The sequence below is a fragment of the Sphingopyxis alaskensis RB2256 genome (assembly GCF_000013985.1).
GTDB classification, from domain to species: domain Bacteria; phylum Pseudomonadota; class Alphaproteobacteria; order Sphingomonadales; family Sphingomonadaceae; genus Sphingopyxis; species Sphingopyxis alaskensis.
This window is the reverse complement of sequence record NC_008048.1, coordinates 1,409,355-1,432,982: the sequence shown is the minus strand read 5'-3', so window position 1 is coordinate 1,432,982 and position 23,628 is coordinate 1,409,355. Positions and strand designations below refer to the sequence as shown.

28 protein-coding genes are annotated in these 23,628 nt (G+C 65.6%); 21 read left to right on the top strand and 7 right to left on the bottom strand.

What is annotated here, in order from left to right; genetic code table 11:
- Window positions 1-92 precede the first annotated feature (92 nt).
- The 6 genes from maiA (at window position 93) to SALA_RS06955 (ending at window position 5,430) form a co-directional block, all read left to right on the top strand.
- Entirely contained in the window at window positions 93-725 is a 633-nt protein-coding gene (maiA, locus tag SALA_RS06980; protein ID WP_011541670.1) for a maleylacetoacetate isomerase, read from the top strand.
- On the top strand, window positions 722-2,767 hold the full coding sequence (locus tag SALA_RS06975; RefSeq protein WP_011541669.1) for a TonB-dependent receptor: 2,046 nt from the start codon (window positions 722-724) through the stop codon (window positions 2,765-2,767). The genes maiA and SALA_RS06975 overlap by 4 nt, the downstream gene beginning before the upstream one ends.
- A 66-nt stretch (window positions 2,768-2,833) precedes the next feature.
- Window positions 2,834-3,280, top strand: coding sequence for a MarR family winged helix-turn-helix transcriptional regulator (locus SALA_RS06970; RefSeq protein ID WP_011541668.1), 447 nt, complete (start codon window positions 2,834-2,836; stop codon window positions 3,278-3,280).
- The gene (locus SALA_RS06965; protein WP_041383161.1) at window positions 3,273-3,554 is read left to right on the top strand and encodes an HPr-rel-A system PqqD family peptide chaperone; all 282 of its coding nucleotides are present in this window, start codon (window positions 3,273-3,275) and stop codon (window positions 3,552-3,554) included. The genes SALA_RS06970 and SALA_RS06965 overlap by 8 nt, the downstream gene beginning before the upstream one ends.
- On the top strand, window positions 3,551-4,417 hold the full coding sequence (locus tag SALA_RS06960; RefSeq protein ID WP_041383160.1) for an HprK-related kinase A: 867 nt from the start codon (window positions 3,551-3,553) through the stop codon (window positions 4,415-4,417). The genes SALA_RS06965 and SALA_RS06960 overlap by 4 nt, the downstream gene beginning before the upstream one ends.
- Window positions 4,414-5,430, top strand: coding sequence for a nucleotidyltransferase domain-containing protein (locus tag SALA_RS06955; protein WP_011541666.1), 1,017 nt, complete (start codon window positions 4,414-4,416; stop codon window positions 5,428-5,430). Before SALA_RS06960 ends, SALA_RS06955 begins: the two co-directional genes overlap by 4 nt.
- A 22-nt stretch (window positions 5,431-5,452) precedes the next feature.
- Here the strand turns inward: SALA_RS06955 and SALA_RS06950 are convergent, their stop codons facing one another.
- On the bottom strand, window positions 5,453-6,121 hold the full coding sequence (locus SALA_RS06950) for an HAD-IA family hydrolase (RefSeq protein ID WP_011541665.1): 669 nt from the start codon (window positions 6,119-6,121) through the stop codon (window positions 5,453-5,455).
- A 47-nt stretch (window positions 6,122-6,168) separates the two neighbouring features.
- Between SALA_RS06950 and glmU the strand changes: the two genes are divergently transcribed.
- The 6 genes from glmU to SALA_RS06920 all read left to right on the top strand — a co-directional run bounded on the left by glmU (window position 6,169) and on the right by SALA_RS06920 (window position 11,566).
- Window positions 6,169-7,536 carry a bifunctional UDP-N-acetylglucosamine diphosphorylase/glucosamine-1-phosphate N-acetyltransferase GlmU gene (gene glmU, locus SALA_RS06945; protein WP_011541664.1) on the top strand — a complete coding sequence of 456 codons (1,368 nt, stop codon included), beginning with the start codon at window positions 6,169-6,171 and terminating at the stop codon, window positions 7,534-7,536.
- The gene (locus SALA_RS06940; RefSeq protein WP_011541663.1) at window positions 7,533-7,847 is read left to right on the top strand and encodes a hypothetical protein; all 315 of its coding nucleotides are present in this window, start codon (window positions 7,533-7,535) and stop codon (window positions 7,845-7,847) included. The genes glmU and SALA_RS06940 overlap by 4 nt, the downstream gene beginning before the upstream one ends.
- Window positions 7,848-7,878: 31 nt before the next feature.
- Window positions 7,879-8,253, top strand: coding sequence for a CopG family transcriptional regulator (locus tag SALA_RS06935; protein ID WP_041383159.1), 375 nt, complete (start codon window positions 7,879-7,881; stop codon window positions 8,251-8,253).
- On the top strand, window positions 8,250-8,630 hold the full coding sequence (locus SALA_RS06930; RefSeq protein WP_011541661.1) for a PIN domain-containing protein: 381 nt from the start codon (window positions 8,250-8,252) through the stop codon (window positions 8,628-8,630). Before SALA_RS06935 ends, SALA_RS06930 begins: the two co-directional genes overlap by 4 nt.
- Window positions 8,631-8,648: 18 nt before the next feature.
- Window positions 8,649-10,472: a glutamine--fructose-6-phosphate transaminase (isomerizing) gene (glmS, locus tag SALA_RS06925; RefSeq protein ID WP_011541660.1), complete on the top strand. Its 1,824-nt coding sequence runs from the start codon at window positions 8,649-8,651 to the stop codon at window positions 10,470-10,472.
- 227 nt (window positions 10,473-10,699) lie between these two features.
- A complete protein-coding gene (locus tag SALA_RS06920) occupies window positions 10,700-11,566 on the top strand; it encodes a dienelactone hydrolase family protein (protein WP_041383157.1) in 867 nt (288 codons plus the stop codon).
- 56 nt (window positions 11,567-11,622) lie between these two features.
- Here SALA_RS06920 and SALA_RS06915 read toward each other — a convergent pair whose 3' ends face one another.
- The 3 genes from SALA_RS06915 to SALA_RS06905 form a co-directional block, all read right to left on the bottom strand.
- Window positions 11,623-12,090: a DUF411 domain-containing protein gene (locus SALA_RS06915; RefSeq protein ID WP_011541658.1), complete on the bottom strand. Its 468-nt coding sequence runs from the start codon at window positions 12,088-12,090 to the stop codon at window positions 11,623-11,625.
- A 61-nt stretch (window positions 12,091-12,151) separates the two neighbouring features.
- Complete coding sequence (locus SALA_RS06910) at window positions 12,152-13,132, bottom strand: aldo/keto reductase (protein WP_237700933.1); 981 nt, start codon at window positions 13,130-13,132, stop codon at window positions 12,152-12,154.
- Between the two features lie 99 nt (window positions 13,133-13,231).
- Window positions 13,232-13,822, bottom strand: coding sequence for a LysE family translocator (locus SALA_RS06905; RefSeq protein WP_011541656.1), 591 nt, complete (start codon window positions 13,820-13,822; stop codon window positions 13,232-13,234).
- 73 nt (window positions 13,823-13,895) lie between these two features.
- Between SALA_RS06905 and SALA_RS06900 the strand changes: the two genes are divergently transcribed.
- The 8 genes from SALA_RS06900 to queE all read left to right on the top strand — a co-directional run bounded on the left by SALA_RS06900 (window position 13,896) and on the right by queE (window position 20,698).
- Entirely contained in the window at window positions 13,896-14,348 is a 453-nt protein-coding gene (locus SALA_RS06900; RefSeq protein ID WP_041383824.1) for an Lrp/AsnC family transcriptional regulator, read from the top strand.
- A 79-nt stretch (window positions 14,349-14,427) separates the two neighbouring features.
- Window positions 14,428-15,414: an LLM class flavin-dependent oxidoreductase gene (locus tag SALA_RS06895; protein WP_041383154.1), complete on the top strand. Its 987-nt coding sequence runs from the start codon at window positions 14,428-14,430 to the stop codon at window positions 15,412-15,414.
- Between the two features lie 107 nt (window positions 15,415-15,521).
- Window positions 15,522-16,709 (top strand): aspartate aminotransferase family protein, encoded by a 1,188-nt coding sequence (locus SALA_RS06890; protein ID WP_011541653.1) that lies wholly within the window; start codon window positions 15,522-15,524, stop codon window positions 16,707-16,709.
- A gap of 151 nt (window positions 16,710-16,860) precedes the next feature.
- A complete protein-coding gene (argF, locus tag SALA_RS06885) occupies window positions 16,861-17,733 on the top strand; it encodes an ornithine carbamoyltransferase (protein ID WP_049754720.1) in 873 nt (290 codons plus the stop codon).
- A gap of 10 nt (window positions 17,734-17,743) precedes the next feature.
- Window positions 17,744-18,667: an Hsp33 family molecular chaperone HslO gene (locus SALA_RS06880; RefSeq protein WP_084764685.1), complete on the top strand. Its 924-nt coding sequence runs from the start codon at window positions 17,744-17,746 to the stop codon at window positions 18,665-18,667.
- A gap of 131 nt (window positions 18,668-18,798) precedes the next feature.
- The gene (locus SALA_RS06875) at window positions 18,799-19,203 is read left to right on the top strand and encodes a DUF3617 domain-containing protein (RefSeq protein WP_237700932.1); all 405 of its coding nucleotides are present in this window, start codon (window positions 18,799-18,801) and stop codon (window positions 19,201-19,203) included.
- A 174-nt stretch (window positions 19,204-19,377) separates the two neighbouring features.
- Entirely contained in the window at window positions 19,378-20,061 is a 684-nt protein-coding gene (gene queC, locus SALA_RS06870; RefSeq protein WP_011541649.1) for a 7-cyano-7-deazaguanine synthase QueC, read from the top strand.
- Between the two features lie 4 nt (window positions 20,062-20,065).
- A complete protein-coding gene (gene queE / locus SALA_RS06865; RefSeq protein ID WP_011541648.1) occupies window positions 20,066-20,698 on the top strand; it encodes a 7-carboxy-7-deazaguanine synthase in 633 nt (210 codons plus the stop codon).
- Here queE and SALA_RS06860 read toward each other — a convergent pair.
- Window positions 20,695-21,645, bottom strand: a complete 951-nt coding sequence (locus tag SALA_RS06860; protein ID WP_011541357.1) for an IS481-like element ISSpal1 family transposase — start codon at window positions 21,643-21,645, stop codon at window positions 20,695-20,697. The two genes, queE and SALA_RS06860, sit on opposite strands and share 4 nt — an antisense overlap.
- A gap of 131 nt (window positions 21,646-21,776) precedes the next feature.
- On the opposite strand from SALA_RS06860, the gene SALA_RS06855 reads away from it, so the two are divergent.
- A protein-coding gene (locus tag SALA_RS06855) for an IS5 family transposase (protein ID WP_153802608.1) occupies window positions 21,777-22,537 on the top strand; the annotation gives its coding sequence in 2 pieces (ribosomal slippage) (window positions 21,777-22,101 and window positions 22,101-22,537; 762 coding nt in all).
- Window positions 22,538-22,562: 25 nt separating this feature from the next.
- Here the strand turns inward: SALA_RS06855 and SALA_RS06850 are convergent.
- Together SALA_RS06850 and lipB are read right to left on the bottom strand one after the other, a co-directional pair.
- Window positions 22,563-22,907, bottom strand: a complete 345-nt coding sequence (locus SALA_RS06850; RefSeq protein ID WP_011541647.1) for a hypothetical protein — start codon at window positions 22,905-22,907, stop codon at window positions 22,563-22,565.
- 9 nt (window positions 22,908-22,916) lie between these two features.
- Entirely contained in the window at window positions 22,917-23,570 is a 654-nt protein-coding gene (gene lipB / locus SALA_RS06845; protein ID WP_011541646.1) for a lipoyl(octanoyl) transferase LipB, read from the bottom strand.
- Window positions 23,571-23,628 lie beyond the last annotated feature (58 nt).

Genomic DNA, 23,628 nt, shown 5'->3' with positions numbered 1-23,628 from the left:
TGGAGATTGCTTCGTCGCTCCGTTCCTCGCAATGACGATGCTTTGATGTTCGGGCGCTTGCTAAACGGCATTGGTTTATCTTAGGTCCGCGCATGACCAACCTCGTCCTCCACGATTATTTCCGCTCCTCGGCCAGCTTTCGCGTGCGCATCGCGCTGAACCTCAAGGGGCTCGATTATGAGCGCGTCGAGGTCAGCCTGATCGCTGGCGAACAGCGCAGCGATGCCTATCTCGAGCAGAATGCGCAAGGCTTCGTGCCGATGCTCGTCGTCGATGGCGAGCCGATCATCCAGAGCATGGCGATCATCGACTGGCTCGATCGCGCCTTTCCGCAGCCGCGGCTTATCCCCGACGATGCCATGCCGCGCGCGGTCGCCTTGGCGCAGGCGCAGGTGATCGCGAGCGACATCCATCCGCTCAACAACCTCCGCGTGCTCAAATATCTGAAGCGCGACCTGGGATTGAACGAGCAGACCAAGGACCGCTGGTATCGCCACTGGATCGTGCAGGGATTCGACGCGCTCGAAGCGATGGCGGGCGACGGCAGGTTTCTCGGCGGCGACGCGCCGGGGATCGCCGACTGCTGCCTCGTGCCGCAAATGTATAATGCGCGGCGGTTCGAGACGCCGCTGGACGATTATCCGCGGCTGGTGGCGATCGACGCGGCGTGCATGGAGCTGGAAGCCTTCCAGAAGGCGCATCCCGACGCGGTGAAGCCCGCGTGATCCGGCTTTTGGTGGGGGTCGCGGCGCTGGCGCTGCCGGTGGCGGCGATGGCGCAGGACGCCGCCCATGATCTGGAAAAGATCGTGATTGCCGATCTGCGCCTTCCTCCCGGCGTCATCGTCGTCACCGGTTCAGGATCGCTGGCGCCCTCCGATGGCGATGCCGCACAGGGATTCGCGGTGTTGCGCGACCTCGATCGCGGCCTCGGCACGCGCGTCGAAAACCGGCTGCGCGACGAGGCGGGCATCGTCCAGTTCCGCCGCTCGGACGGGCGCAGCGCGCATCCGACGAGCCAGGGCGTGACGCTGCGCGGGCTCGGCGGCAATGCGTCGAGCCGCGCGCTGGTGACGCTCGACGGCGTGCCGCAGGCCGACCCGTTCGGCGGCTGGGTCGCGTGGAGCGCCTATGACGCGGTCCGGCTCGGCGGGATCGTCGTCACGCGCGGCGGTGGCAGCGGCGCCGATGGGCCCGGCGCGCTCGCGGGGACGATCGGGCTGCATTCGGAGATGACCGACGGCGCCGAAGCGAACCTTGCCCATGGCAGCCGCGATGGCTGGGATGCTTCGGCGAGCGTGGGCGGTGCGGTCGGCAGCGGACAGGTGGCGCTCGACGGGCGCTACAGCCGCGGTGACGGTTTCATCCCCGTCGCCAAGGACCAGCGCGGCAGCGCCGACCGCGCGGCGCCCTATGAGCAGGGCGGAATCGGGATGCGCCTGCGCTTCGATGCGGGCGACAGCAGCCGCATCGAGGCGAGCCTGCGCGGCTTCGTCGACCGCCGCGACCGCGGCGTCGATTTCACCCAGAGCAAGGTCGACGGCATCGACGCCAGCCTGCGCTTCGTCCGCGACCCCGCGGGCGGCGCGCAATGGCTCGCGCTCGCTTATGTCCAACTGCGCGATTTCGAGACGGGTTTTGCGAGCGTCGCGGCGGATCGCAGCAGCGCTGCGCCCGTGCTGTTCCAGCGCGTTCCCGCGACCGGCCTTGGCGCGCGCGTCGAATATCGCCCGGCGGTTGGCGGCGCGAACCCGCTGCGGCTCGGTGCCGACTGGCGCCGCACGACGGGGCGCACCGAGGAGGATTTTTTCTTCGCCGCGGGCGTGCCGCAGCGCCACCGCAGTGCGGGGGGCAGCAGCGACACCGTCGGCGCCTTTGCCGAATGGACGTCGGGCCGCCGCGATGACGACTTCCTCTGGACACTGAGCGGGCGCGTCGACCGCTGGTGGCTGGGCGGCGGCTATCGCCGCGAGGGCAATATCGGCGGCGCGCCGATCAGCGACGCCCGTTTTGCAGACCGGCAGGGTTGGGAAGCCAGCGGGCGCGCGGGGGTGCGCTGGAACGGCGACGGCGTGGCGCTGCGCGCGGCGGCCTATAGGGGTTGGCGCCTGCCGACGCTCAACGAGCTGTATCGGCCTTTCCGCGTCGGCGCCGAGGTGACGCTGGCGAATGAGGCGCTGAAGCCTGAACATCTGTGGGGCGGCGAGGTCGGGATCGACTGGGCTTGGGCTGACACCAGCCTGTCGGCAACGCTGTTCGCCAACCGGCTGACCGACGCGATCGCCAATGTGACGCTCGCGCCGAACCTCAACCAGCGGCAGAATCTCGATGCGATCGACAGCAAGGGCATCGAAGTCAGCGCCGAGCAGGGCATCGGCCCGCTGACGCTACGCGCGACCTGGGCCTATACCGACGCCGATGTGGACGCATCGGGCGCGGCGGCGATGCTCGACGGGCGGCGCCCGGCGCAGATTGCGAAACATGGCGGCAGCGTGTCGCTGCGAAGCAACGGCGACGGCCCGCTCGGCGGTTTTGCGACCTTGCGCTACATCGGCACGCAGAATGAGGATGATCTGGGGCTGCTGCGGCTGGACGATGCGCTGACGCTCGCCGCGGGGCTGTCGTGGCGCTTCGCGAACGGGATCAGCGTCGAGGCGCGCGGCGAAAATCTGTTCGACGAACTGGTCCCTGCGGCGATTTCGGCGGCGGGCATTGTCGAGCGTGCGATGCCGCGGACATTGTGGATCGGGGCGCGTTTCGGTTTCTGACCTTCACAGCGCCGAAACAGGCGATAGGATGGCTACGACCGGGTAGGACGTTGGGGATTATCAGGCATGGCCGCGAAGAAGCTCAATCTCGACAATTTCCTGCCCTATCGCCTGTCGATCGCCTCCAATGCGCTGTCGAGCCGGATCGCCGCCGAATATGAAAACCGTTTCGGGCTCAAGATCCCCGAATGGCGGCTGATGGCGATCCTGGGCGAAGGGACGCCCAAGACGCAGCGCGAGTTGGTGCAGGCGACGCGGATGGACAAGGTGACGGTGAACCGCGCCGCGAAGGGCCTCGCCGACCGCCAGCTGATCGCACGGCAGGCGCATGAGGCCGACGGGCGCTCGCACCATCTGGCGCTCACCGACACGGGGCGTTCGCTTTATGATGCGATCGTGCCCGCGGCGCTCGCGAGCGAGGCGCAGCTGGAGGCGAACCTGAGCACCGACGAGCGCGCGACGCTGATGGCGCTGCTCGCCAAGCTGATCGCCGCCGCCGAAACCTATGATTGACCGCGCCTATCGCGCGGCGCCGGCGGACGCGCTGCGTATCGAGCCGCTGGGCGAGCTGACAGCGATTTTCGACCGGCGGTCGATGCAGACGCACCTTGTCGTCGCGCCGCTTCCCGAAATGCTGGCGTTGATGGGCGAAGATCCATGCGATGCGGCGTTGCTCGCCAGGCGGCTCGAAATCGCGTTCGACCTGGGCGATGCGGGCGACGTGCGCGCGCTCGTTGGCGAACGGCTCGCCGAACTGGCGGACATGGGGCTGGCGGCGGCGGCGTGAGATATGTGAGCCGCATCGCCGTCGGTCCGGTGCAATTCCGTATCGGCAGCGACTGGCGCGAGCCGGTCGCGGCGCTCGACCGGCTCTACGCCGCCTATCCACGCGACGATGCGCGCCCTGCCGATGCGACGGTGCGGCTGTTCGCGGCGCGGCCGTGGCGGCGCTGGCTGCGCCCGTCGGTGCACATCGGCGGCGATTTCGTCGTCCCCGACGCGCTGCCGCTGCCGCTGTCGATGGGGTTGCTCGCCGCCGAAATGGCGATGAACCTTCAAGTTGCATTGGGCTGGCGGCGCCACCTGCTCCTCCATGCGAGTGCGGTGGCGAAGGGCGGGCGTGCGCTCATCATGTCGGGCGAATCGGGGTCGGGGAAATCGACGCTCGCGGCGCTGCTCGGCGAAGGCGCGTGGCGGCTGATGGGTGACGAGTTCACGCTGATCGACCCCGAGGACGGCGACGCGCTGGCCTTTCCACGCGCGGTGAGCCTGAAGAACCAGGCGATCGCCGAGGTCGCGGCAAGCGTCGATGCGGCGCGGCTGGGGCCCCTGATGACGGGGACGCCAAAGGGCGACATCCGCCATCTGATCCCGCGCGCCGATGCCATCGCCGCGATGCACGAACCCGCGCGGCCGGCGCTCCTCCTCTTCCCGCGCTTCGGCGGCGAGACGGCCATCGAACCGATGGGCGAGGGCGAGGCGTTCGTGCGGCTGACCGAAGCGTCGACCAACTATGTCGCGCTGGGCGAGGCGGGTTTTGCCGCGCTGACGCGGCTGGTGCGCGAAACGCCGGCGTTCGGCATATCCTATCCCGACAGCGCCACCGGCATCGCATTGGTCGAACAGCTTTGGGTGGAAGCGACGGCATGAGCGCGGTGCGCACGCTCGCCGACCTGCTCGCCGGACGGCGCGAGGCGGCAACCCTCGCCCCGCGCGACTGGGACAGGGTGATCACCGTCGCGCGCGCCGAGGCGATGCTGGGGACGCTGGCACACCGGCTGGACGAGACCCCGCTGCCCTCCACGGTTGCTGCGCTGTTTGCGGATCAGCGCGCCGCGGCAAAGGTCGCGACCGCGCAGGCGCTGTGGGAAGCGGAGATGGCGCGCCGCGCGCTCGCCCCCGAAGGGATCGAGTTCGTGTTGCTCAAGGGCGCCGCCTATGCCGCCGCGGGCCTTGCGTGCAGCGTCGGGCGCCAGATCGGCGACCTCGACATACTGGTGCTCGCCCCCGACATCCGCCGCGCCGAAAATGCGCTGCTGAACGCGGGGTGGGAATGGGTGAAGTCTGATCCCTATGACGATCATTATTACCGCGCGCACATGCACGAGTTGCCGCCGATGATTCACAAGGCGCGCGACCGGATGATCGACGTGCATCACACCATCCTGCCGCGCACGCACCGAATCACGCCCGACGCGCTGGCGCTGGTCAGCGATGCGGTGACGATTGCGGGCGGCCATGCGGTGCTCTGCCCCACGGACATGGTGGTGCATTGCGCGGCGCATATGCTCGCCGACGGCGATTTGCAGGGCGGGCTGCGCAATCTGTGGGATTTCCACTGCCTGACGCGCGATTTCGCCGCCGCGGACGCGGGATTCTGGGGCAAGCTCGACGCGCGGGCGGAACTGCACGGGCTGCGCGCCGCGGTGCGCCGGGCGGCGCGGCTGGCGCGCGATCTTTACGGAAGTGTGCTGCCGTCGGGCTGGGACGGGCAGAATGGCAGCGACCTCTGGTATCGCCGCCGCTTGCTCGCGCGGGACGATTGGGGACGGGTGACCAATCCATTGCTCGAACAGGCCTTTTACATCCGATCGCACTGGCTGCGGATGCCGCCCCTGATGCTGGCGACGCATCTTTGGACGAAGTGGCGGAAGCCCTCCTAGAGCCCGCCCCTTCAGGGGAGGGCTATAGCTCACCGAGCAGTGGCACCAGTTCGTCGAAATGGCCGATGACATGATCCGCGCCGAGCGTTTCGACCGGGCCATCGAGAAAGCCGAAGCCGACTGCGACGCTGAGGACGTCAGCGCCGCGCGCCGCCTGAACGTCGAAAATACTGTCGCCGACGAAGGCCGCGCGGCCGCCGCCGCATCGCTCGATCATCGCGCGGATCGGGGCGGGGGAGGGCTTGGCGCCGCCCGGTCCCAGCGTGTCGCCGCCGATGATCGCTGTCATCCGGTCGGCCAGCCTCAGTTCGCCGAGCAGCTGGCGCGCCAGCCGCTCGACCTTGTTCGTCACGACTGCAGCGCGGACACCGAGCGCATCCAACCGGTCGAGCGCGGTTACGGCGCCCGCAAAGGGACGGCTTTGCGTCGCGATATGCGCTTCATAAAAGCGGAGGAGTTCGGGATAGAGCCGCTCGACCGCACCGTCGGGTGCGCCGCCGGTCGCGATGAGTCCCTGTTCGAGCATATGTCTGGCCCCGCGCCCGATCATCGGCCGCACCGCCGCTTCGCTCAGGGGTGCGCGGTCCATCTGCGCCAGCGCATGATTGACCGCCGCGGCAAGGTCGCCGAGCGTGTCGACGAGCGTGCCGTCGAGGTCGAAGCCGACGATCGCAAAAGGAAATCCGTTCATCCCGCGCGCATGGCGCGATGTGCTGGAAACCGCAATGATTTGCTGGCATGGCAGCGCGCATGAACAACCCGATCGCCGCCATCGTCCTTGCCGCGGGCAAGGGCACCCGCATGAAGTCCGACCTGCACAAGGTGCTGCACCCGATCGCCGGGCGGCCGATGCTGCTGCACCTGATGGCGAGCGTCGACGAACTGAGCCCCGCGAAAAAGGTGGTCGTTGTCGGCGACAAGGCCGATCAGCTCGAAGCGGCGCTGAGCGGCACCGCGGAGCTTGCGGTGCAGGAGCCGCAGCTCGGCACCGGCCATGCTGTGCGGCAGGCCGAAGCGGCGCTCAGCGGTTTCGATGGCGACGTGCTGATCCTCTATGGCGATGTGCCCTTTGTGCCTGCGGCGACGATGCGCGCGATGCTCGACCGGCTCGGCGCAAGCGACGCCCCGGCGGTCGTCGTCCTCGCGTTCGAGCCCGCCGACCCGCTGCAATATGGCCGCGTCATCACCGACGGCGACCGCGTCGTGAAAATGGTCGAGCATAAGGATGCGACCGACGCGGAGCGTGCGGTGCGGCTCTGCAATTCGGGTCTGATGGCCGCGAGGGCGCGCGATCTGTTCGCGTTGCTCGCGCGCGTCACCGACGACAATGCGGCGAAGGAGTTTTACCTCGTCGATATCGTCAATATCGCGAACGCCGACGGGCGGCTCTGCGCGGTGGTGAAGACCGATCCCGCCGATGTCGGGGGCATCAACAGCCGCGCCGAACTGGCCGCTGCCGAAGCGCAGTGGCAGGCATTCAGGCGCGAGGAAGCAATGGCGGCCGGCGCGTCGCTGCGCGCCCCCGAAACGGTTTGGTTTTCGTGGGACACCCAACTCGGTCGCGACGTGACGATCGAACCCAATGTCGTCTTCGGCCCCGGCGTAAAAATCGCCGACGGCGCGACGATCCGCGCCTTCAGTCATATCGAGGGCGCGACGATCGGCGCTGGCTGCGAGGTCGGGCCCTTTGCGCGGCTGCGCCCCGGCACGGTGCTCGGCGAAAAGGCGAAGATCGGCAATTTCGTCGAGGTGAAGAAAGCGGTGCTCGGCGCGGGCGCCAAGGCCAATCATCTGACCTATCTCGGCGATGCGACGGTCGGCGCGGGCGCCAACATCGGTGCGGGGACGATAACCTGCAATTATGACGGCTATTTCAAGCACCAGACGCAGATCGGCGAACGCGCCTTCATCGGATCGAACAGCGCGCTCGTCGCGCCGGTCAAGATCGGCGCCGACGCGATCGTCGCCGCGGGCAGCACGGTGACGCTCGACGTTGGCGACGGCGAATTGCGCATCGTGCGCGGCGAGCAGCTCGTGAAACCCGGCTGGGCCGACCGCTTCCACGACGCGATGCGCAAGAAGAAGGCGGCGGAACAGAAGAAATGAGCGACCGTTACACCGACCAGCCCTTCCTGCGCTTCGTCGACGCCTGGGTGCTGAAGGTGATCGGGCATCTCGATCCGGCGACCGAGGCCTGGTGCAGGGCGATGGTGCCTCAGCTTGAGCAGAGCTTCGGCTTGACCGGAAGCTGGGAGCGGATCGTCGAGCAGCAGATGAAGTTCGGCCCCGAACTGCCCGCGCAGATCCGCAAGATATGGACCGACGGCAAGGCGCGCTTTGCCGAGGGTAATGGTGTGGCTCCCGATCCGGTGCAGTTCGCGATGATTTTTGTTGATCGCAACTTCGGGCGCGCTTGACGCGATATCATGATATGATATCAGTATATCAATGACCCGCATTCTTGCCGACCTGCCTGATGAAGAGATCAAGCGTCTCGACCGGATTGCCCATGAACAGGGCAAAAGCCGGGCGGCCGTGCTGCGCGACGCCGTCGCGGCATATCAGGCGCAACCGGTGTCGAATGATGGCGATTGGATCGAACGCGGCTTCGGACTCTGGTCCCGAAACGGCATTTCTGTTGATCCGCATGATTATGATCGGAAGCGCCGGGCCGAATGGACGCGGCCCTGGGATGATGATTATGAGGAAGTGCGCGCAGAATCGCCCGACATGTTCGACGCCGAGGATGATCGCCAGCGGCAGATCTATCTCGATATGATCGCCGGGAAATATCCCGAACCCAAAAGTCCGCACCCCAAGTGAGCGGTTATACGTTCGACGCAAATATCGTCATCGATGCCCTCGCCGGTTATCCGCCGGCGCGGGTCGAAATTCAGCGCGCTGCGCGCAATGGCGCCCGCCCCTGGATCAGCCGCATCGCGTGGATCGAAGTGCTGTCAAAGGGCGACGATCGCGTTGTCAGCGAGGCGATGGCGTTTCTGGCGCATTTCGGCCTGGATGAAATCGACGACGAAATCTCCTCGCGAGCAGCGGCGCTGCGCCGCGACCGACCGCGGTTGAAGTCGCCCGACGCAATTATACTGGCAACGGCCCAGACGCGCGGACGCGTTCTCATCACCCGTAATATCAAGGATTTTCCGGCGAATATGCCGGGCATCCGTGTCCCCTATACGCTCTAAGACGAAAGCCAGACCCACATGTGCGGAATTATCGGAATCATCGGCAAGGATCAGGTCGCCGAGCGCCTCGTCGACGGCCTCAGGCGCATGGAATATCGCGGCTATGACAGCGCGGGCGTCTGCACGGTCGAGGGCGGGCAGTTGATCCGCCGCCGCGCCGAGGGCAAGCTGGCCAATCTGGTGAAGGAACTCGCGGGCAACCCCGCGCCCGGCACCGTGGGTATTGCGCACACGCGCTGGGCGACGCACGGCGCGCCGACCACCAGCAACGCGCATCCGCACGCGACCGCCGAAGTCGCGCTCGTTCACAACGGCATCATCGAAAACTTCAAACCGCTGCGCGAGGGCTTGCAGGCGCGGGGCCGCACGTTCGAAAGCGAGACCGACACGGAGGTCGTCGCGCACCTCGTCAGCGAACAGGTCGAGGCGGGCAAGTCGCCGACCGAGGCGGTGCAGGCGATATTGCCAGCGTTGCGCGGCGCCTTTGCGCTCGCCATCGCCTTTCGCCAGCATCCGGACCTGCTGATCGGCGCGCGCCTTGGCTCGCCCCTCGTCGTCGGCTATGGCGAGGGGGAGACTTTCCTCGGTTCCGACGCGCTCGCGCTCGCGCCGCTGACGCAGAGAATCGCCTATCTCGACGAGGGCGACTGGGTCGTCATCACGCGCGACGGCGCGCAGATATTCGACAGCGAAAACAATCCGGTCGAACGCGAAGTGACCACGTCGGGTGTCACCGCCGCGGCGGTCGAGAAGGGCAATTACCGTCATTTCATGCAGAAGGAGATCTTCGAGCAGCCGACCGTCGTGGCGCAGACGCTCTCCTCCTACATCCGCCCGCTCGAACAGACGGTTGCATTGCCGCAGATGGATTTCGACCTCTCCGCAATCGACCGCATCACCATCGTCGCGTGCGGCACCAGCTTCTACGCCGGCATGGTCGCGAAATACTGGTTCGAGACTTTCGCGCGCGTCCCCGTCGACATCGATGTCGCGTCGGAGTTCCGCTACCGCGACCCGGTGCTGCAACCCGGCGGGCTCGCGCTCTTCATCTCGCAGTCGGGCGAGACAGCCGACACGCTCGCGGCGCTGCGCCATTGCAAAGCGAATGGGCAGACGATCGCGGTCGTCGTCAACGTCCCGACGAGCAGCATGGCGCGCGAGGCCGACCTGCTGCTCCCGACCCATGCCGGACCCGAAATCGGCGTCGCCTCGACCAAGGCCTTCACCTGCCAGCTGGCGGTGCTGGCGGCGCTCGCCGCGCACCTGGCGCTCAAAAAGGGCAAGCTCAGCGCCGCCGAGGAGCGCGAGATCGTCAAGCATCTGGTCGAAGCGCCCGCTGCGCTCAACGCCGCGCTCGCGCATGACGAGGACATCGCCGCGATGGCGCACCTGATCGCCCCGGCGCGCGACGTGCTTTATCTCGGCCGCGGTCCCGACTATCCGCTCGCGCTCGAAGGCGCGCTGAAGCTCAAGGAAATCAGCTATATCCACGCCGAAGGCTATGCGTCGGGTGAAATGAAGCATGGGCCCATCGCGCTGATCGACGAGGCGGTCCCGGTGATCGTTCTCGCGCCCAGCGGCCCGCTCTTTGAAAAGACCGTCAGCAACATGCAGGAAGTGATGGCGCGCGGCGGCAAGGTCGTACTCATCTCTGACGCCGACGGCATCGCCGAGGCGGGCGACGGCTGCATGGCGACGATCGAAATGCCCAAGGTCCACCCGCTGATCGCGCCGCTGGTCTATGCGGTGCCGGTGCAGCTTCTCGCCTATCATGTCGCGGTGGCGAAGGGCACCGACGTCGATCAGCCGCGTAATCTGGCGAAGTCGGTGACGGTGGAGTGACGCCCGCAGCGATTGTGTCACTTCGCGCGACGTATCAGCATCAACGAAGGGCGCGTGAACCCCTTGTTTGCCTGAAGCCTGGCCAGTGCAGAAAACCGATTTCCTTCAATGCAATGTCGGACTAGCCTTGCGCCCGTTTGATCCCGAAGGCGGGACGACAATGGGAATCGCGAGGAAAGTTGCACCGCTTTCCGGGATTTTCCGAAATGCCCACAAGGAGAAACCCCATGTGCACCGAAAAGATGGAAGCCGATCGAGACCGTGCGGGAATGCCCGTCGCACGCCGCAGCTTTGCGGCACTTGCGGGCGCGGGTGCATTGATGGCGGCGCTGCCCGCGCGCGCCATCGCGGGCAAGCCGGTGAAGGGCCGCGATGTCTCGATCACGACGGCCGACGGTATCTGCGACGCTTATTTTGTGGCGCCCACCGAGGACAAGCATCCCGGCGTGATTGTGTGGCCCGACATCCGCGGCCTGCGCCCGGCCTTTCGCCAGATGGCCGAGCGGCTGGCGGGCGACGGCTATGCAGTGCTGTGCGTCAATCCCTTTTATCGCTGGCAGAAGGCGCCCGTGGTGGACGCCGAAAATCATTGGGGTGTCGCCGCGGTGCGGGAAAAATTGTTCGGCTATCTGAAGCAATTGTCGCGGCCGCTGGTCGAAACCGACGCCGCGGCACATCTTGCCTTCCTCGACGCGCAAGGCGAGGTCGATACGGCGCGCGGGATCGGGACCAGCGGCTATTGCATGGGCGGGCCGATGACGATCTATACCGCGGCGCTGAAGCCCGGTCGCGTGCGCGCGGCGGCGAGCTTTCACGGCGCCAGCGTCGCCACCGACAAGCCCGACAGCCCGCATCTGCTGATCCCTGCAAGCAAGGCCGGCTATCTGTTCGCGATCGCCGAGGATGACGACAAGGAAAGCCCGAACGAGAAGGTCTTGCTGAAATCGGTGCTTGAACCGCGGCCAGAGTGGCACGAGGTCGAGGTCTATCCGGCGCAGCACGGCTGGTGCCCGCCCGACGGGCGCGTCTATGACGAAGCGGCGGCGGAGAAGGCGTGGAGCCGCCAACTCGCGCTGTTCAAGGCGAGTTTGTAAAGTTTCGCTTTGAAAACATATTGTCGTCCCGGCGAAGGCCGGGTTGACAAAAAGGCTCAGTGCGCGTGTGCGCCGCCGCTTGCGGCATAGCTCGCGTAGACGCGCTGGCCGCCGGGGCCGAAGGTCATCACTTTATAGGCTTCGCGGTGATCGCCATGTTCCATGCCGGGCGAGCCGATGGGCATCCCGCCGACCGCGAGTCCCTTTACCCCCTTCGGCTTTTCGCGGAGCAGGCGGGCGATCTCCTTCGCGGGCACATGACCCTCGATGACATAGCCGCCGACGAGCACCGTGTGGCAGCTTCGCAGCGTCGGCGGCACGCCCTGCTTGTCCTTGACCGCCGCCATGTCGGCCGAGTTGACGACCGTGACCTTGCGCCCGAACGATGCCTTCACCTGTTCCAGCCATTTGAGGCAGCAGCCGCAGCCCGCGTCGCGGAACATCACCGGGTTCGCGGCGTGCGCGGTGCCGATGGCGGCGGCGGAGGCGGCGACGACAAAAAAGGCGCGGCGGATGGGGGGCATGCGGAAACTCCTTGGTTCTGATAGCGCCAGAATAGCGGCCGTGGCTCGCGGCGCAAGGCGATCAGCCCATCGGATAGAGGATGTCCTTGCCGACCTTGTGCAGCGACTTCATCACATCGCCCTCCAGCACCAGATCCTTTGCATCGAGGATCGGATCAAGCTGGTCGTAGGCGCTGACCCCGACGATCGTCGAGGCGACGAAATCATGCTGCTTCGACCAGGCGGTCGCCATCGTCACCGGATGCAGTCCGGCGTCTGCGGCGATTTTCAGATAGCGTTCGGTCGCGGCGAGCGTCTTTTCATTGACGAAACGGCGCCCCATCGCCGCCTGCCGTCCTTCCATCGCGAGATAGCGTGAAAAGCGCGCGCCCTCCGGCGCCGCGCCGCCCTGATATTTGCCCGACAGCACGCCGCCCGCCAGCGGCGAATAGGGGATGAGGCTGACGCCTTCCTGTCGGCAGACCTGCGCCAGCTCATCCTCGAAACGGCGGTTGTTGAGGCTGAAATTATTCTGGATCGTGTGGTAGCGCGCGACGCCCAGCCGCTCGGATGCCGCGAGCGATTTCATCAGCCCCCAGCTCGTCTCGTTCGAGCAGCCGAGGATGCGGACCTTGCCGATCCGCACGAGTTCATCGAGCGCGTCCATCACCTCGTCATAGGGCGCGTCATGGTCGGGCCAGTGCGTCTGATAGAGGTCGACATAATCGGTCTGGAGCCGCGTCAGGCTGTCGTCGATCGCCTGAAAGATATTCTTGCGGTCGAGCGCGGTCATGCCGCTACGGCACGGCGACCTGAACCAGGTGTGGCTCGGCCCGGACACCTTGGTCGCGAGGATGATGGCGTCGCGCGGCTTGGTCTTCAGCCAGCGCCCGACGATCTCCTCGGTGCGGCCGACCCATCGGGTGTCGGGCGGCACGGGATAGCCCTCCGCGGTGTCATAGAAATTGATCCCCTCGTCGAAACAGCGGTCGAGGATGCGGAACGCCTCCGCCTCGTCGGTCTGGCTGCCGAAGGTCATCGTCCCCATGCAGATGTCGGACACATGGATGGCGCTTTTTCCGAGGCGGCGGCTTTGCATGGCTCTCTTCTCCGGTCAGGAAGGGGGAGCGCCGTCTTTAGGTTGCAAGCAGCAACCTTGCAATCACATGAGCAGCGCGAGCGATCCGACGAGCAACGCCGCCATCGTCCAGTTGAATGCGCGGAGCCGCGCCGGACTCGACAGCCAGCCGCGCAGCGACACGCCCATCACCGCCCACAGGCTCGTCGAGGGCAGGTTGATGAGGCCGAAGATGGCCGCGACGAGCAGCACGGCGGCCAGATTGCGATCGGGGGCGTAAAGCGCGATCGCGGTCAGCGCCATCGACCAGGCCTTGGGGTTCACCCACTGGAACAGCACCGCCTGGAAAAAGCTCATCGGTTTGCCGCGCGAGCGCCCCGCCGTATCGGGCGCTGCGGCGTGGGCGATCTTCCACGCCAGCCACAGCAGATAAACGACGCTCACCATCTTGAGCACAAGGTTCAGAACCGGGAACAGGTCGAACAGTCCCATCAGACCGACGCCGACCAGCACGATCATCAGCGTGAAACCGATGCCGACGCCCAGCGCATGCGGCACGGTGCGGCGAAGCCCGAAATTGGCGCCCGACGCCATCAGCATCATGTTGTTCGGCCCCGGCGTGATCGACGAGACAAGCGCGAAGGCAGAGAGTGCGGCGAGGGTGGTCTGGTTCATGGACGCAATATAATGCGCTTCGATGCGCTATGGATTGCAAAGATGGGCCGTTTTTAGTTATATTATGCAATACATGGTCAAAATTGACGCCATAGGCCGCAAGATATTGCATGAGTTGTCGCGCGACGGACGAATCTCGAACCTCGAGCTTGCCGATCGCGTCGGGCTGTCGCCCTCGGCGTGCCTGCGCCGCGTGCAGGAACTCGAACGCAGCGGCGTGATCAAGGGTTATCGCGCGGTGATCGACCCCGCAAAGCTCGGTTTGACTTTCCTTGCCTATGTCACCGTCGGCCTGTCGTCGCACACCAAGAAGTCGCAGGCCGATTTCGAGGCGGCGATGGCAGAAGCGCCCGAGGTGCGCGAATGCCACAATATCACCGGCACCATCGAATATCTGTTGCGCGTCGAGACCGAGGATCTGGCGAGCTACAAGCATTTCCATACCGAGGTGCTCGGTGTCCTGCCGCAGGTGCATTCGATCACCACCTATGTCCTGATGGATTCGCCGAAGGACGAGCGGGCCTGATGGTCATTGCTTCGCTTCGCTCCTCGCAATGACGGGGGGAGAGGTTGAACACTGTGCCCCTCCACCGCATATCGGTTTCATGCCGAAACTTTCGTTCCTCGACCTCGTGCCCGTTACCGATACCGGCACGATCGCCCAATCGCTCGCCAATGCCGCCGATCTGGCCCGTCATGCGGAGACGCTCGGCTATCATCGCTATTGGGTCGCCGAGCATCATGGCATGGCGGGGATTGCGAGCGCTGCGACGTCCGTGGTGCTCGCGCATATCGGGCACGCGACGCGGGCGATCCGCATCGGCGCGGGCGGGATCATGCTGCCGAACCACGCCCCGATGGTGATCGCCGAACAGTTCGGGACATTGGAGGCGCTGTTCCCTGGCCGTATCGACCTCGGACTCGGCCGCGCGCCCGGCTCCGACCAGCGCGTCGCCCATGCGCTGCGTCGCAATCTCGCAAGCGACGAACGGCAGTTCCCGCAGGACGTCCTCGAACTGCAAGCCTTCCTTGCCGGCGACGACCGGCTCGGCATTCGCGCGGTGCCGGGCGAAGGGGCGAAGATTCCGCTGTGGATTCTGGGATCGAGCCTGTTCGGCGCGCGGCTCGCCGCGATGCTCGGCCTGCCCTATGCCTTTGCCAGCCATTTCGCGCCCGACGCGCTCGACGAGGCGCTCGACATCTATCGCCGCCAGTTCAAACCCTCGGAGCAGCTTGCCGAACCCTATGCTGCGGCCGCGTTCAATGCCTTCGCCGCCGACACACGCGAGGAAGCCGAACTGATCGCAAGTTCGCAACAACAGGCCTTCGTCGCGCTGCGCACCGGTAATCCGGGCAGGATGAAACCACCGATTGCGGGATATAAGGACAGCCTGCCGCCCAATGCGCGCGCGATCCTCGACCATGTGCTGCAATGCTCGGCGATCGGCACGGTCGATGATGTCGCGGCGGGGCTGGCGGCCTTTCAGGCGCGCACCGGAGCGGACGAAATCATCATCGCGTCATCAATATATGATCACGACGCGCGCAAGCATTCGCTCATGCTGACGATGGAGGCCGCCCGGTCGCTGTAGTGCCCCCCCGTGTTGACGCGCCTCCGGCACCGGCAGTATAGGAGCGGCCCGACCAAGGGCGGCCCGAACGGGGTCGCCTTTTACTTTTTGACTGAAAGGTGCCTGCCATGTCGATCACGCCGCTCATGCCCGTATACCCCCGGTGCGCTGTGCGTCCGGTGCGCGGCGAGGGCGCCTATCTGATCGGCGAGCGTGGCGAGCGCTATCTCGATTTTGCGAGCGGCATTGCGGTCAACCTGCTCGGCCACGGCCATCCGCATCTGACCAGGGCGATTCAGGATCAGGCGGCGACGCTGATGCACGTGTCGAACCTTTATGGCAGCCCGCAGGGCGAAGCCTTTGCCCAGCGGCTGGTCGACAACACCTTTGCCGACACCGTCTTTTTCACCAATTCGGGCGCCGAAGCGGTCGAATGCGCGATCAAGACCGCGCGCGCCTATCATTCGAGCGCGGGCAACGCCGAAAAACATAATCTCATCACCTTCAACAACGCCTTTCACGGCCGCACGCTCGGCACGATTTCGGCGACCAATCAGGAAAAGCTGCGCAAGGGGTTCGACCCGCTGCTGCCCGGCTTCGCCTATGCGCCGTTCGACGACCTCAACGCCGCGCTCGACCTCGTCGACGACAATACGGCGGGCTTCCTCATCGAGCCGGTGCAGGGCGAGGGCGGCATTCGCCCGGCGTCGCAGCCCTTCCTCCAGGGGCTGCGCGACATCTGCAACGAACGCGACCTGATGCTCATTTTCGACGAGGTCCAGTGTGGCGTCGCGCGCACGGGCACGCTCTATGCCTATGAGCAGTACGGAATCGCGCCCGACATCATGGCGACCGCGAAGGGTATCGGCGGCGGTTTCCCGCTCGGCGCGTGCCTTGCGACCGAAAAGGCGGCGCGCGGCATGGTGATCGGCACGCACGGATCGACCTATGGCGGAAATCCGCTCGCGATGGCGGCGGGGCAGGCGGTGTTCGACGTCATCCTGGAGGACGGATTTCTTGATCAGGTCAAGGCAACCGGCGAGCGGCTGCGCGGCGCGCTCGAACAGCTTATCCCCAACCACGACCAGCTTTTTGAAAGCGTGCGCGGCATGGGACTGATGCTCGGCGTCAAGATGCGCTCGGACAGCCGTGCCTTCGTCGCGCACCTGCGCGACAATCACGGGCTCCTGACCGTCGCGGCGGGCGACAATGTCGTGCGTATCCTGCCGCCGCTCAACATCGAGCAGGGCCATATCGACGAGTGTATCGAGAAATTGTCGGCAGGCGCGGCGAGCTACACGCCGCCCGAAGCATGATTTTCGTTGTTCCGTTCGTGTCGAGCGAAGTCGAGACACCCAATGGCAGCGCGCGAACTCACGGCATCTCGACTTCGCTCGATGCGAACGGGGAGGTAATGTGCGGCATTTCCTGAACCTCGCCGACGCGGGCGGCGACGCCGTCGCCACGATGATCGCCGACGCGATCGACCGCAAGGCCGCGCGCGCGGGCTGGCCCAAGGCGCGACCCGACGCCGACGAGCCGCTTGCCGATCATGTGCTGGCGATGGTGTTCGAGAAGAACTCGACGCGCACCCGCTGCTCGTTCGACATCGCCATCCGCCAACTGGGCGGGGTGCCGATGATCCTCGACGCGGGCACGACGCAGCTCGGGCGCGGCGAAACGATCGCCGACACCGCGCGCGTGCTGTCGCGCTACGCCGACGCGATCATGATCCGCACCGACGATCATGCGAAGGCCGAGGAACTGGCCGCATATGCCAGTGTCCCCGTCATCAACGGTCTCACCGACCTGTCGCACCCGTGCCAGATCGTCGCCGACCTGCTCACGATCGTCGAGAGCGGCAAGGCGCTGCCGGGACTGGAGCTTGCATGGCTTGGCGACGGCAATAATGTGCTGGCCTCGCTGATCGAGGCGGCGGGCCTGTTCGGCTTCAATGTCCGTGTGGGTGTCCCGCAGGGTTATGAGCCCGACACGGGCTTCATCGAGGCGGCGCGCGCAAGGGGCGCTTGCATCGACATCGTGCGCGATGCGCGCGAGGCCGTCGCGGGCGCCGACCTGGTCGTCACCGACACCTGGGTGTCGATGGGACAGGACCATGCGCACAACAAGGTTGCGGCGATGGCGCCGTTTCAGGTCGACGAGCGGCTGATGGCTGCAGCGAAAAGCGATGCGCTCTTCCTCCACTGCCTGCCTGCGCACCGCGGCGAAGAGGTGGTCGATGCGGTGATCGACGGTGCCCAGTCGCGCGTGTGGGACGAAGCGGAGAACCGCGTCCACGCGCAAAAATCGATCCTGCTGTGGACGCTGGCAAAGCTTTGAGACGGCAAGCGTGAGCGAAACGATCGAAACCTGGTTCGACCAGCCGCTGGTCTTCACCATCGCTGCGCGCCATGTGCGCGGGCGACTCGTGCGGCTGGGGCCGGTGCTCAACAGGATCATTGCGGCGCACAGCTATCCGCCGGTTGCCGAAAAGCTGCTGGCCGAGGCGCTGGTGCTGACGGTTCTGCTCGGTTCGACGCTTAAGACCGAGGGCAGCCAGCTCACCTTGCAAGCGCAGACCGGTGGTGGGCCGGTCGAATTGCTCGTCTGCGACTACAAGGCGGGCGAACTGCGCGGCTATCTGAAGTTCGATGCCGAACGGCTCGCCGAAGCCGGTTCGGATCCGACCCTGTTCGCGCTGTTCGGCGAAGGCTTCCTCGCGATCACCTTTGACCAGGCGGCGACGGGCGAGCGTTATCAGGGCATCGTTCCGCTCGAAGGATCGTCGATCGGCCACGCCGCCGAACATTATTTCGAACAGTCCGAACAAATCCCCAGCCTGATCAGTCTCGCCGCGCGTCACGATGCCGGGGCGGACTGTGTCGCGGGCGGACTGCTGCTCCAGCATCTGCCCGAAGGCGAGGTGGGACGCGACCGGCTGCACGTAAGGCACGACCATCCCGAGTGGGATCATGCCAAAACGATCGCGGCGACGCTCAAGGACGAGGAACTCACCGATCCCGCCACGTCGCTCGAAACGCTGGCGTGGCGGCTGTTTCACGAAGACGAGGTGCGCGTCGAACCCGGCACCGCCGTGTCGCGCGGCTGCCGGTGCAGCACCGACTATTTTGCGGGGGTGCTGGCGCAGTTCCCGCTGGCCGAGCGCGCGGCGATGGCCGACGACAAAGGCGAGATTGTCGTCGATTGCGCCTTCTGCTCGCGCTTTTTCCCCATTTCGCTCACCGACATCGCCGGCCACGATCACGCCGAATAGGGATTTTTCCCTGCTTTGCGCGTCGAAGCGAGCGCATTCGGCGTCAAGCGGTTGAAATGGAGGGGGCGCCTTGCTAGCTTGGGGAAGAGCAGGGTCGCAATCCGTCGCTCATGCAGCCCATGGACCAACGAATGGCGATCTTCTCTCCCCTGGCACGAATCTCCCTGCTGACGCTCGGCCTTGCGGGCGCGGGCGCGGTTCCGGCGCAGGCGCCGTCGCTGGCGATGCTCGACCGCCTCGAAAAAGGCAGCTGGCAGCTGCGCGAGCGCGGCTCGAACGACGTCCTGCAGACGATGTGCCTGGGCGATGCGCGCCGGATGATCCAGATCTACCACCCACGCAGCAATTGCTCGCGCTACGTCATCGAGGACCGGCCCGATGCGGTGACGGTCCATTATACCTGCCCCGGCGCCGGGCATGGTCGCACGACGATCCGCAGCGAAACCAACCGCCTCGTCCAGATCGACACGCAGGGCATCGCCGAGGGGCGGCCCTTTTCGCAGGCGATCGAGGCCCGTCGCGTCGGTGCCTGCTGACGAGCAGGTTGTTAACCATTATTGGTTAGAGCGGAGGCACGGCATATCGATGTGTGCCCTTCTCCCTAACGGCGTTTGCGCCGACCTGGGCCGTGTGGCGATCGCCTCGCGGCCCGTTTCTTTTGACGCGCCGCGGCGCTTGCGTGCCCCGCGAGTGGGGCCTATCTGGCGCCGATGCAGATTATGTCCGGAAAAACGGTGATCGTCCTTTTGTCGGGCGGGCTCGACTCGATGGTCTGCGCGGGCCTCGCGCGCGAGGCTGGCGCGCGGATCGTCGCGCTGACGATCGACTATAACCAGCGTCACCGCGTCGAGCTGGAATCGGCGGCGCGCATTGCGGCGCATGTCGGCGCCGCCGAGCATATCGTCCTGCCGCTCGACCTGCGCCGTTTCGGCGGGTCGGCGCTGACCGCCGACATCGACGTGCCGAAGGACGGCGTTGGCACCGACATTCCCGTGACCTATGTTCCCGCGCGCAACCTGATCTTCCTGTCGCTGACGCTGGGGCTGGCCGAGGCGCGGCAGGCCGCGGACATTGTGATCGGCGTCAACGCGCTCGATTATTCGGGTTATCCCGATTGCCGCCCCGCGTTCATCCAGGGGTTCGAAAAGCTGGCCGCGCTCGCGACGCGCGACGGCGATCAGGGCGTTCGCTTCCATATCCACGCGCCGCTTCAGCACATGACCAAGGCCGATATCGCCGCCGAGGCGGCGCGGCTCGGCATGGATGCGGCGATGAGCTGGTCCTGTTATGACCCGACGCCCGAGGGTCTGCACTGCGGGGCATGCGACAGCTGCCGCCTGCGCCGCAAGGGTTTCGCCGACGCCGGGCTCGCCGACCCGACGCGCTACGCCTGAACCCATGGCATATTCGGTCAAAGAGATTTTCCTGACCCTGCAAGGGGAGGGCGCGCAGGCCGGTCGCCGCGCAGTCTTCTGCCGCTTTGCCGGCTGCAATTTGTGGACCGGGCGCGAACAGGACCGCGCGAAAGCCATCTGCCGCTTCTGCGACACCGATTTCGTCGGCACCGACGGCACATTGGGCGCCAAATATCGCGACGCAGCGGCGCTTGCCGATGTCATCGCCGAAAGTTGGGGGCCGGGCAGCGACGACCGCTATGTCGTCCTCACGGGCGGCGAGCCGATGTTGCAGGTCGACGACGCGCTGATAGACGCGCTACATGCGCGCGGCTTCACCATCGCGATCGAAAGCAACGGCACGCTGCCTATCCCGCGCAGCATCGACTGGATCTGCGTCAGCCCGAAGGCGGGAAGCGAACTGGTGCAATCGAGCGGTGACGAACTCAAGCTCGTGTGGCCGCAACCCGGAAGCGACGTCGCGAAGCTTGCTGCGCTGGATTTCCGGCATCTGCTCGTCCAGCCGCTCGACGATCGCAACGCCGCGGCCAATGTGCAGGCGTGCATCGACCTGGTGATGGCCGACCCGCGCTGGCGCCTGTCGCTCCAGACGCACAAGAGCCTGGGGCTGCGCTAGGTGTTTGGTCCCAGCATGTGATGGTTGGGTTTGACGATAAAGACATCGGGCTTTGATTTCCAGAGTTCCTCGATGGCTTCATATGGTGTCCTGAACTTGAGAGCCTTGAGCTGCTTGGCGAAGTTGTAGGCGATCAGCCAGTCGCTGACGTGTCGTCGCAGTTCCTGGATCGAGGCATAATGGAAGGATTTGACGGTCGCTTCCTTGATGGTTCGGACCATCCGCTCGGCTTGACCATTGGTCCATGGGTGGTAGGGCTTGGTCAGCCGATGCTCGATGCCGTTTTCGAGGCAGACCCGCTCGAAGATGTGGATCAGCCATTGCCGGCTCTGGCCGCGCTGGGGCTGGACGAACTGGACGCCATTGTCGGTCAGCACGGTGTGGATCCTGTAAGGCACGGTCTTGACCAGCACCTTGAGGAAAGCTGCGGCGGCAAGCTTTGTGGCCTTGCGATAGATGCGGGCGAAGACCAGCTTCGAGGTGCGGTCCACCGCCACATAGAGGAAGGCCTTGCCGCCCTCATAGCGTAGCTCGGCGATGTCGATGTGGAAGTAGCCGATCTCATAATCCTTGAACTTCTTCGGCTTCTCGCGGTCCGCTTTGGGCAGGCGGCTGATGCCATGCCGTTGCAGGCAGCGATGCAGCGACGAGCGCGTCAACTGCGGGATCACGTCCTTTAGCGCGATGTAGACGTCGTCGAGCGGCAACCGCGCCTGAACCCGCAACGCCACGATGGCAGCTTCTTCCATAGGCGAGAGGACGGTGCTGCGGCGCTCCTTCGGCCCCATCGGCATGTCGTCCACAGACTGCCGATGGCGCCACTTCAAGACGGTCTTCTCGTTGATCCCGTACTTCCTCGCGAGGCTCGCGACCGAAGCTTGCGATCGCTGTAGCTCGCCTCGAATGGCGTGCGTGGTCTTGGCGCTCCCGTGTAAAATCTGTCCCATAGCTCCCTCCGCTGCAACGGCGACAAGTCTACACCATCACATGCTGGGACCAAACAGCTAGGCTGTAGTGACAATTTAGGGGTTCCCAACTGACGCGAGTTCTGATTCAACACTGGCTTTTGGAGGCTGGTGTGGAAGGCGAGGTTCTCAGGGACGATCAGTGGGAGCGGCTTCGGGAGTTTGTGCCTGGTGGCCGCAAGGGCAAGCGCGGACCGCGCAGCGATGGTCGGCGGTTTCTGGATGCTTTGCTGTGGCTGGCGCATTCGGGTGGGCGGTGGCGTGATCTGCCCGAGCGATTTGGCCCCTACCAGACTGTAAAGCGGCGCTATTATCGTTGGATCGAACAGGGGGTGATCGACCGGATATTCGCAGCCGTGTCCGATGACCCCGACATCGAATGGCTGGCGATCGACGCCACCGTAATCCGTGCCCAAGCCCAGGCCGCCGGGGCCAGGGTAAAAAGGGGGGCGTTCAAGCCCAGGCTCTGGGCCGCTCAAGAGGCGGGTTCGGGACCAAGATCCACGCTGTAGTCGATGCTCTCGGCCTGCCGGTGCGCTTCATGCTCGGCCCCGGCCAGCAGAACGATATGGCCCCGGCCTGCGACCTGATCCGCGGCCTGAAGGCCGAACACGTGCTGGCCGACCGCGCCTACGACGCCGATAGCCTGTGCGATCTCATCACCGAACAAGGCGGCGAACCGGTCATTCCGCCCCGCCGCCACCGCAAGGTCCAGCGCAGTTACGACCGCATCGCATACAAACAGCGCTGGGGCATCGAGGGCTTCTTCGCCAAACTCAAGCAATGGCGACGCATCGCCACCCGCCATGACAAACTCGCCGCAAACTTCCTTGGCTTCATCAAACTCGCAAGCATAATGTTGTGGCTCAAATGATTAAATTGTCACTACAGCCTAGCACCTATTCGCCCTTTTTCGCCGGAGCATCGGGAGCGAGCGCCTTTTTCGCTGCGGGCATATCGACCGCCTCGGGATCTTCGTCGGCCTCGGCGGGTGGGGTGGCTTCTTCTTCTCCCTCGCCGTCATCGGCTTCCGCCGACTTCTTGCCCGTTCCGTCGTCGGGGACGCTGTTATCGACCGCGGTGCCGTCGCCGACCGCATCGTCGAGGATGATCATCGAATCGCTCACCGATCCGGGCTGAACCTCGACCGCGTCGAGCTTCGTCGTCGAACTGCCGCCGCTATCGTTGCTGCCGCACGCTGCGAGGGTGAGCAGGGAGAGCGAAGCGAGAAGGATCCTGATCATGCGCCGGTCCTAATCGCTTGGCCGCAGCTTGTCGAGAAAAGCGGGGAGCGTCCGGGCAAGCGCAGCATCGACCTCGGAAAAACCCGTCGCCTTCCCTAGCGCGGCGAGGCTCGTGACGGGATATTCGGCGATGCCGCATGGCACGATACCCGTGAAATGGGTCAGGTCGGGCGCGACGTTCAGCGAAAAGCCGTGCAGCGTCACCCAGCGTTTGACGCGCACCCCGATCGCGCCGATCTTCGCCTCGCGTCCCCGTACGTCGTCGGTCCAGATGCCGATGCGTCCCTCGGCGCGCCGCGCCTTGACGCCGAGCAGCGCGAGCGCATCGATCACCCAGCCTTCGAGCGCATGGACATAGGCGCGCACGTCGCGCCCGCGCCGCGTCAGGTCGAGCTGGACATAGCCGACGCGCTGACCCGGACCATGATAGGTATAACGCCCGCCGCGGCCAGCATCGTAAACCGGAAAGCGCGGGTCGAGCAGTTCGGCGGGATCGGCGCTCGTTCCCGCGGTATAGAGCGGGGGGTGTTCGAGGAGCCAGATGCGTTCGCCCGCTTCGTCCGCATGTATCGCGGCGGCGCGCGACTCCATGTCGGCGAGCGCCGCGGCATAATCGGTGAGACCGGGGCTGACGATCCATTGGGGCACGGGAAGCGAAGGCATGGCGCGGGCTATCTGGCGCGTCGCGGCCCGCCGTGCAAGGCCCTGCGGAGCATCGCGC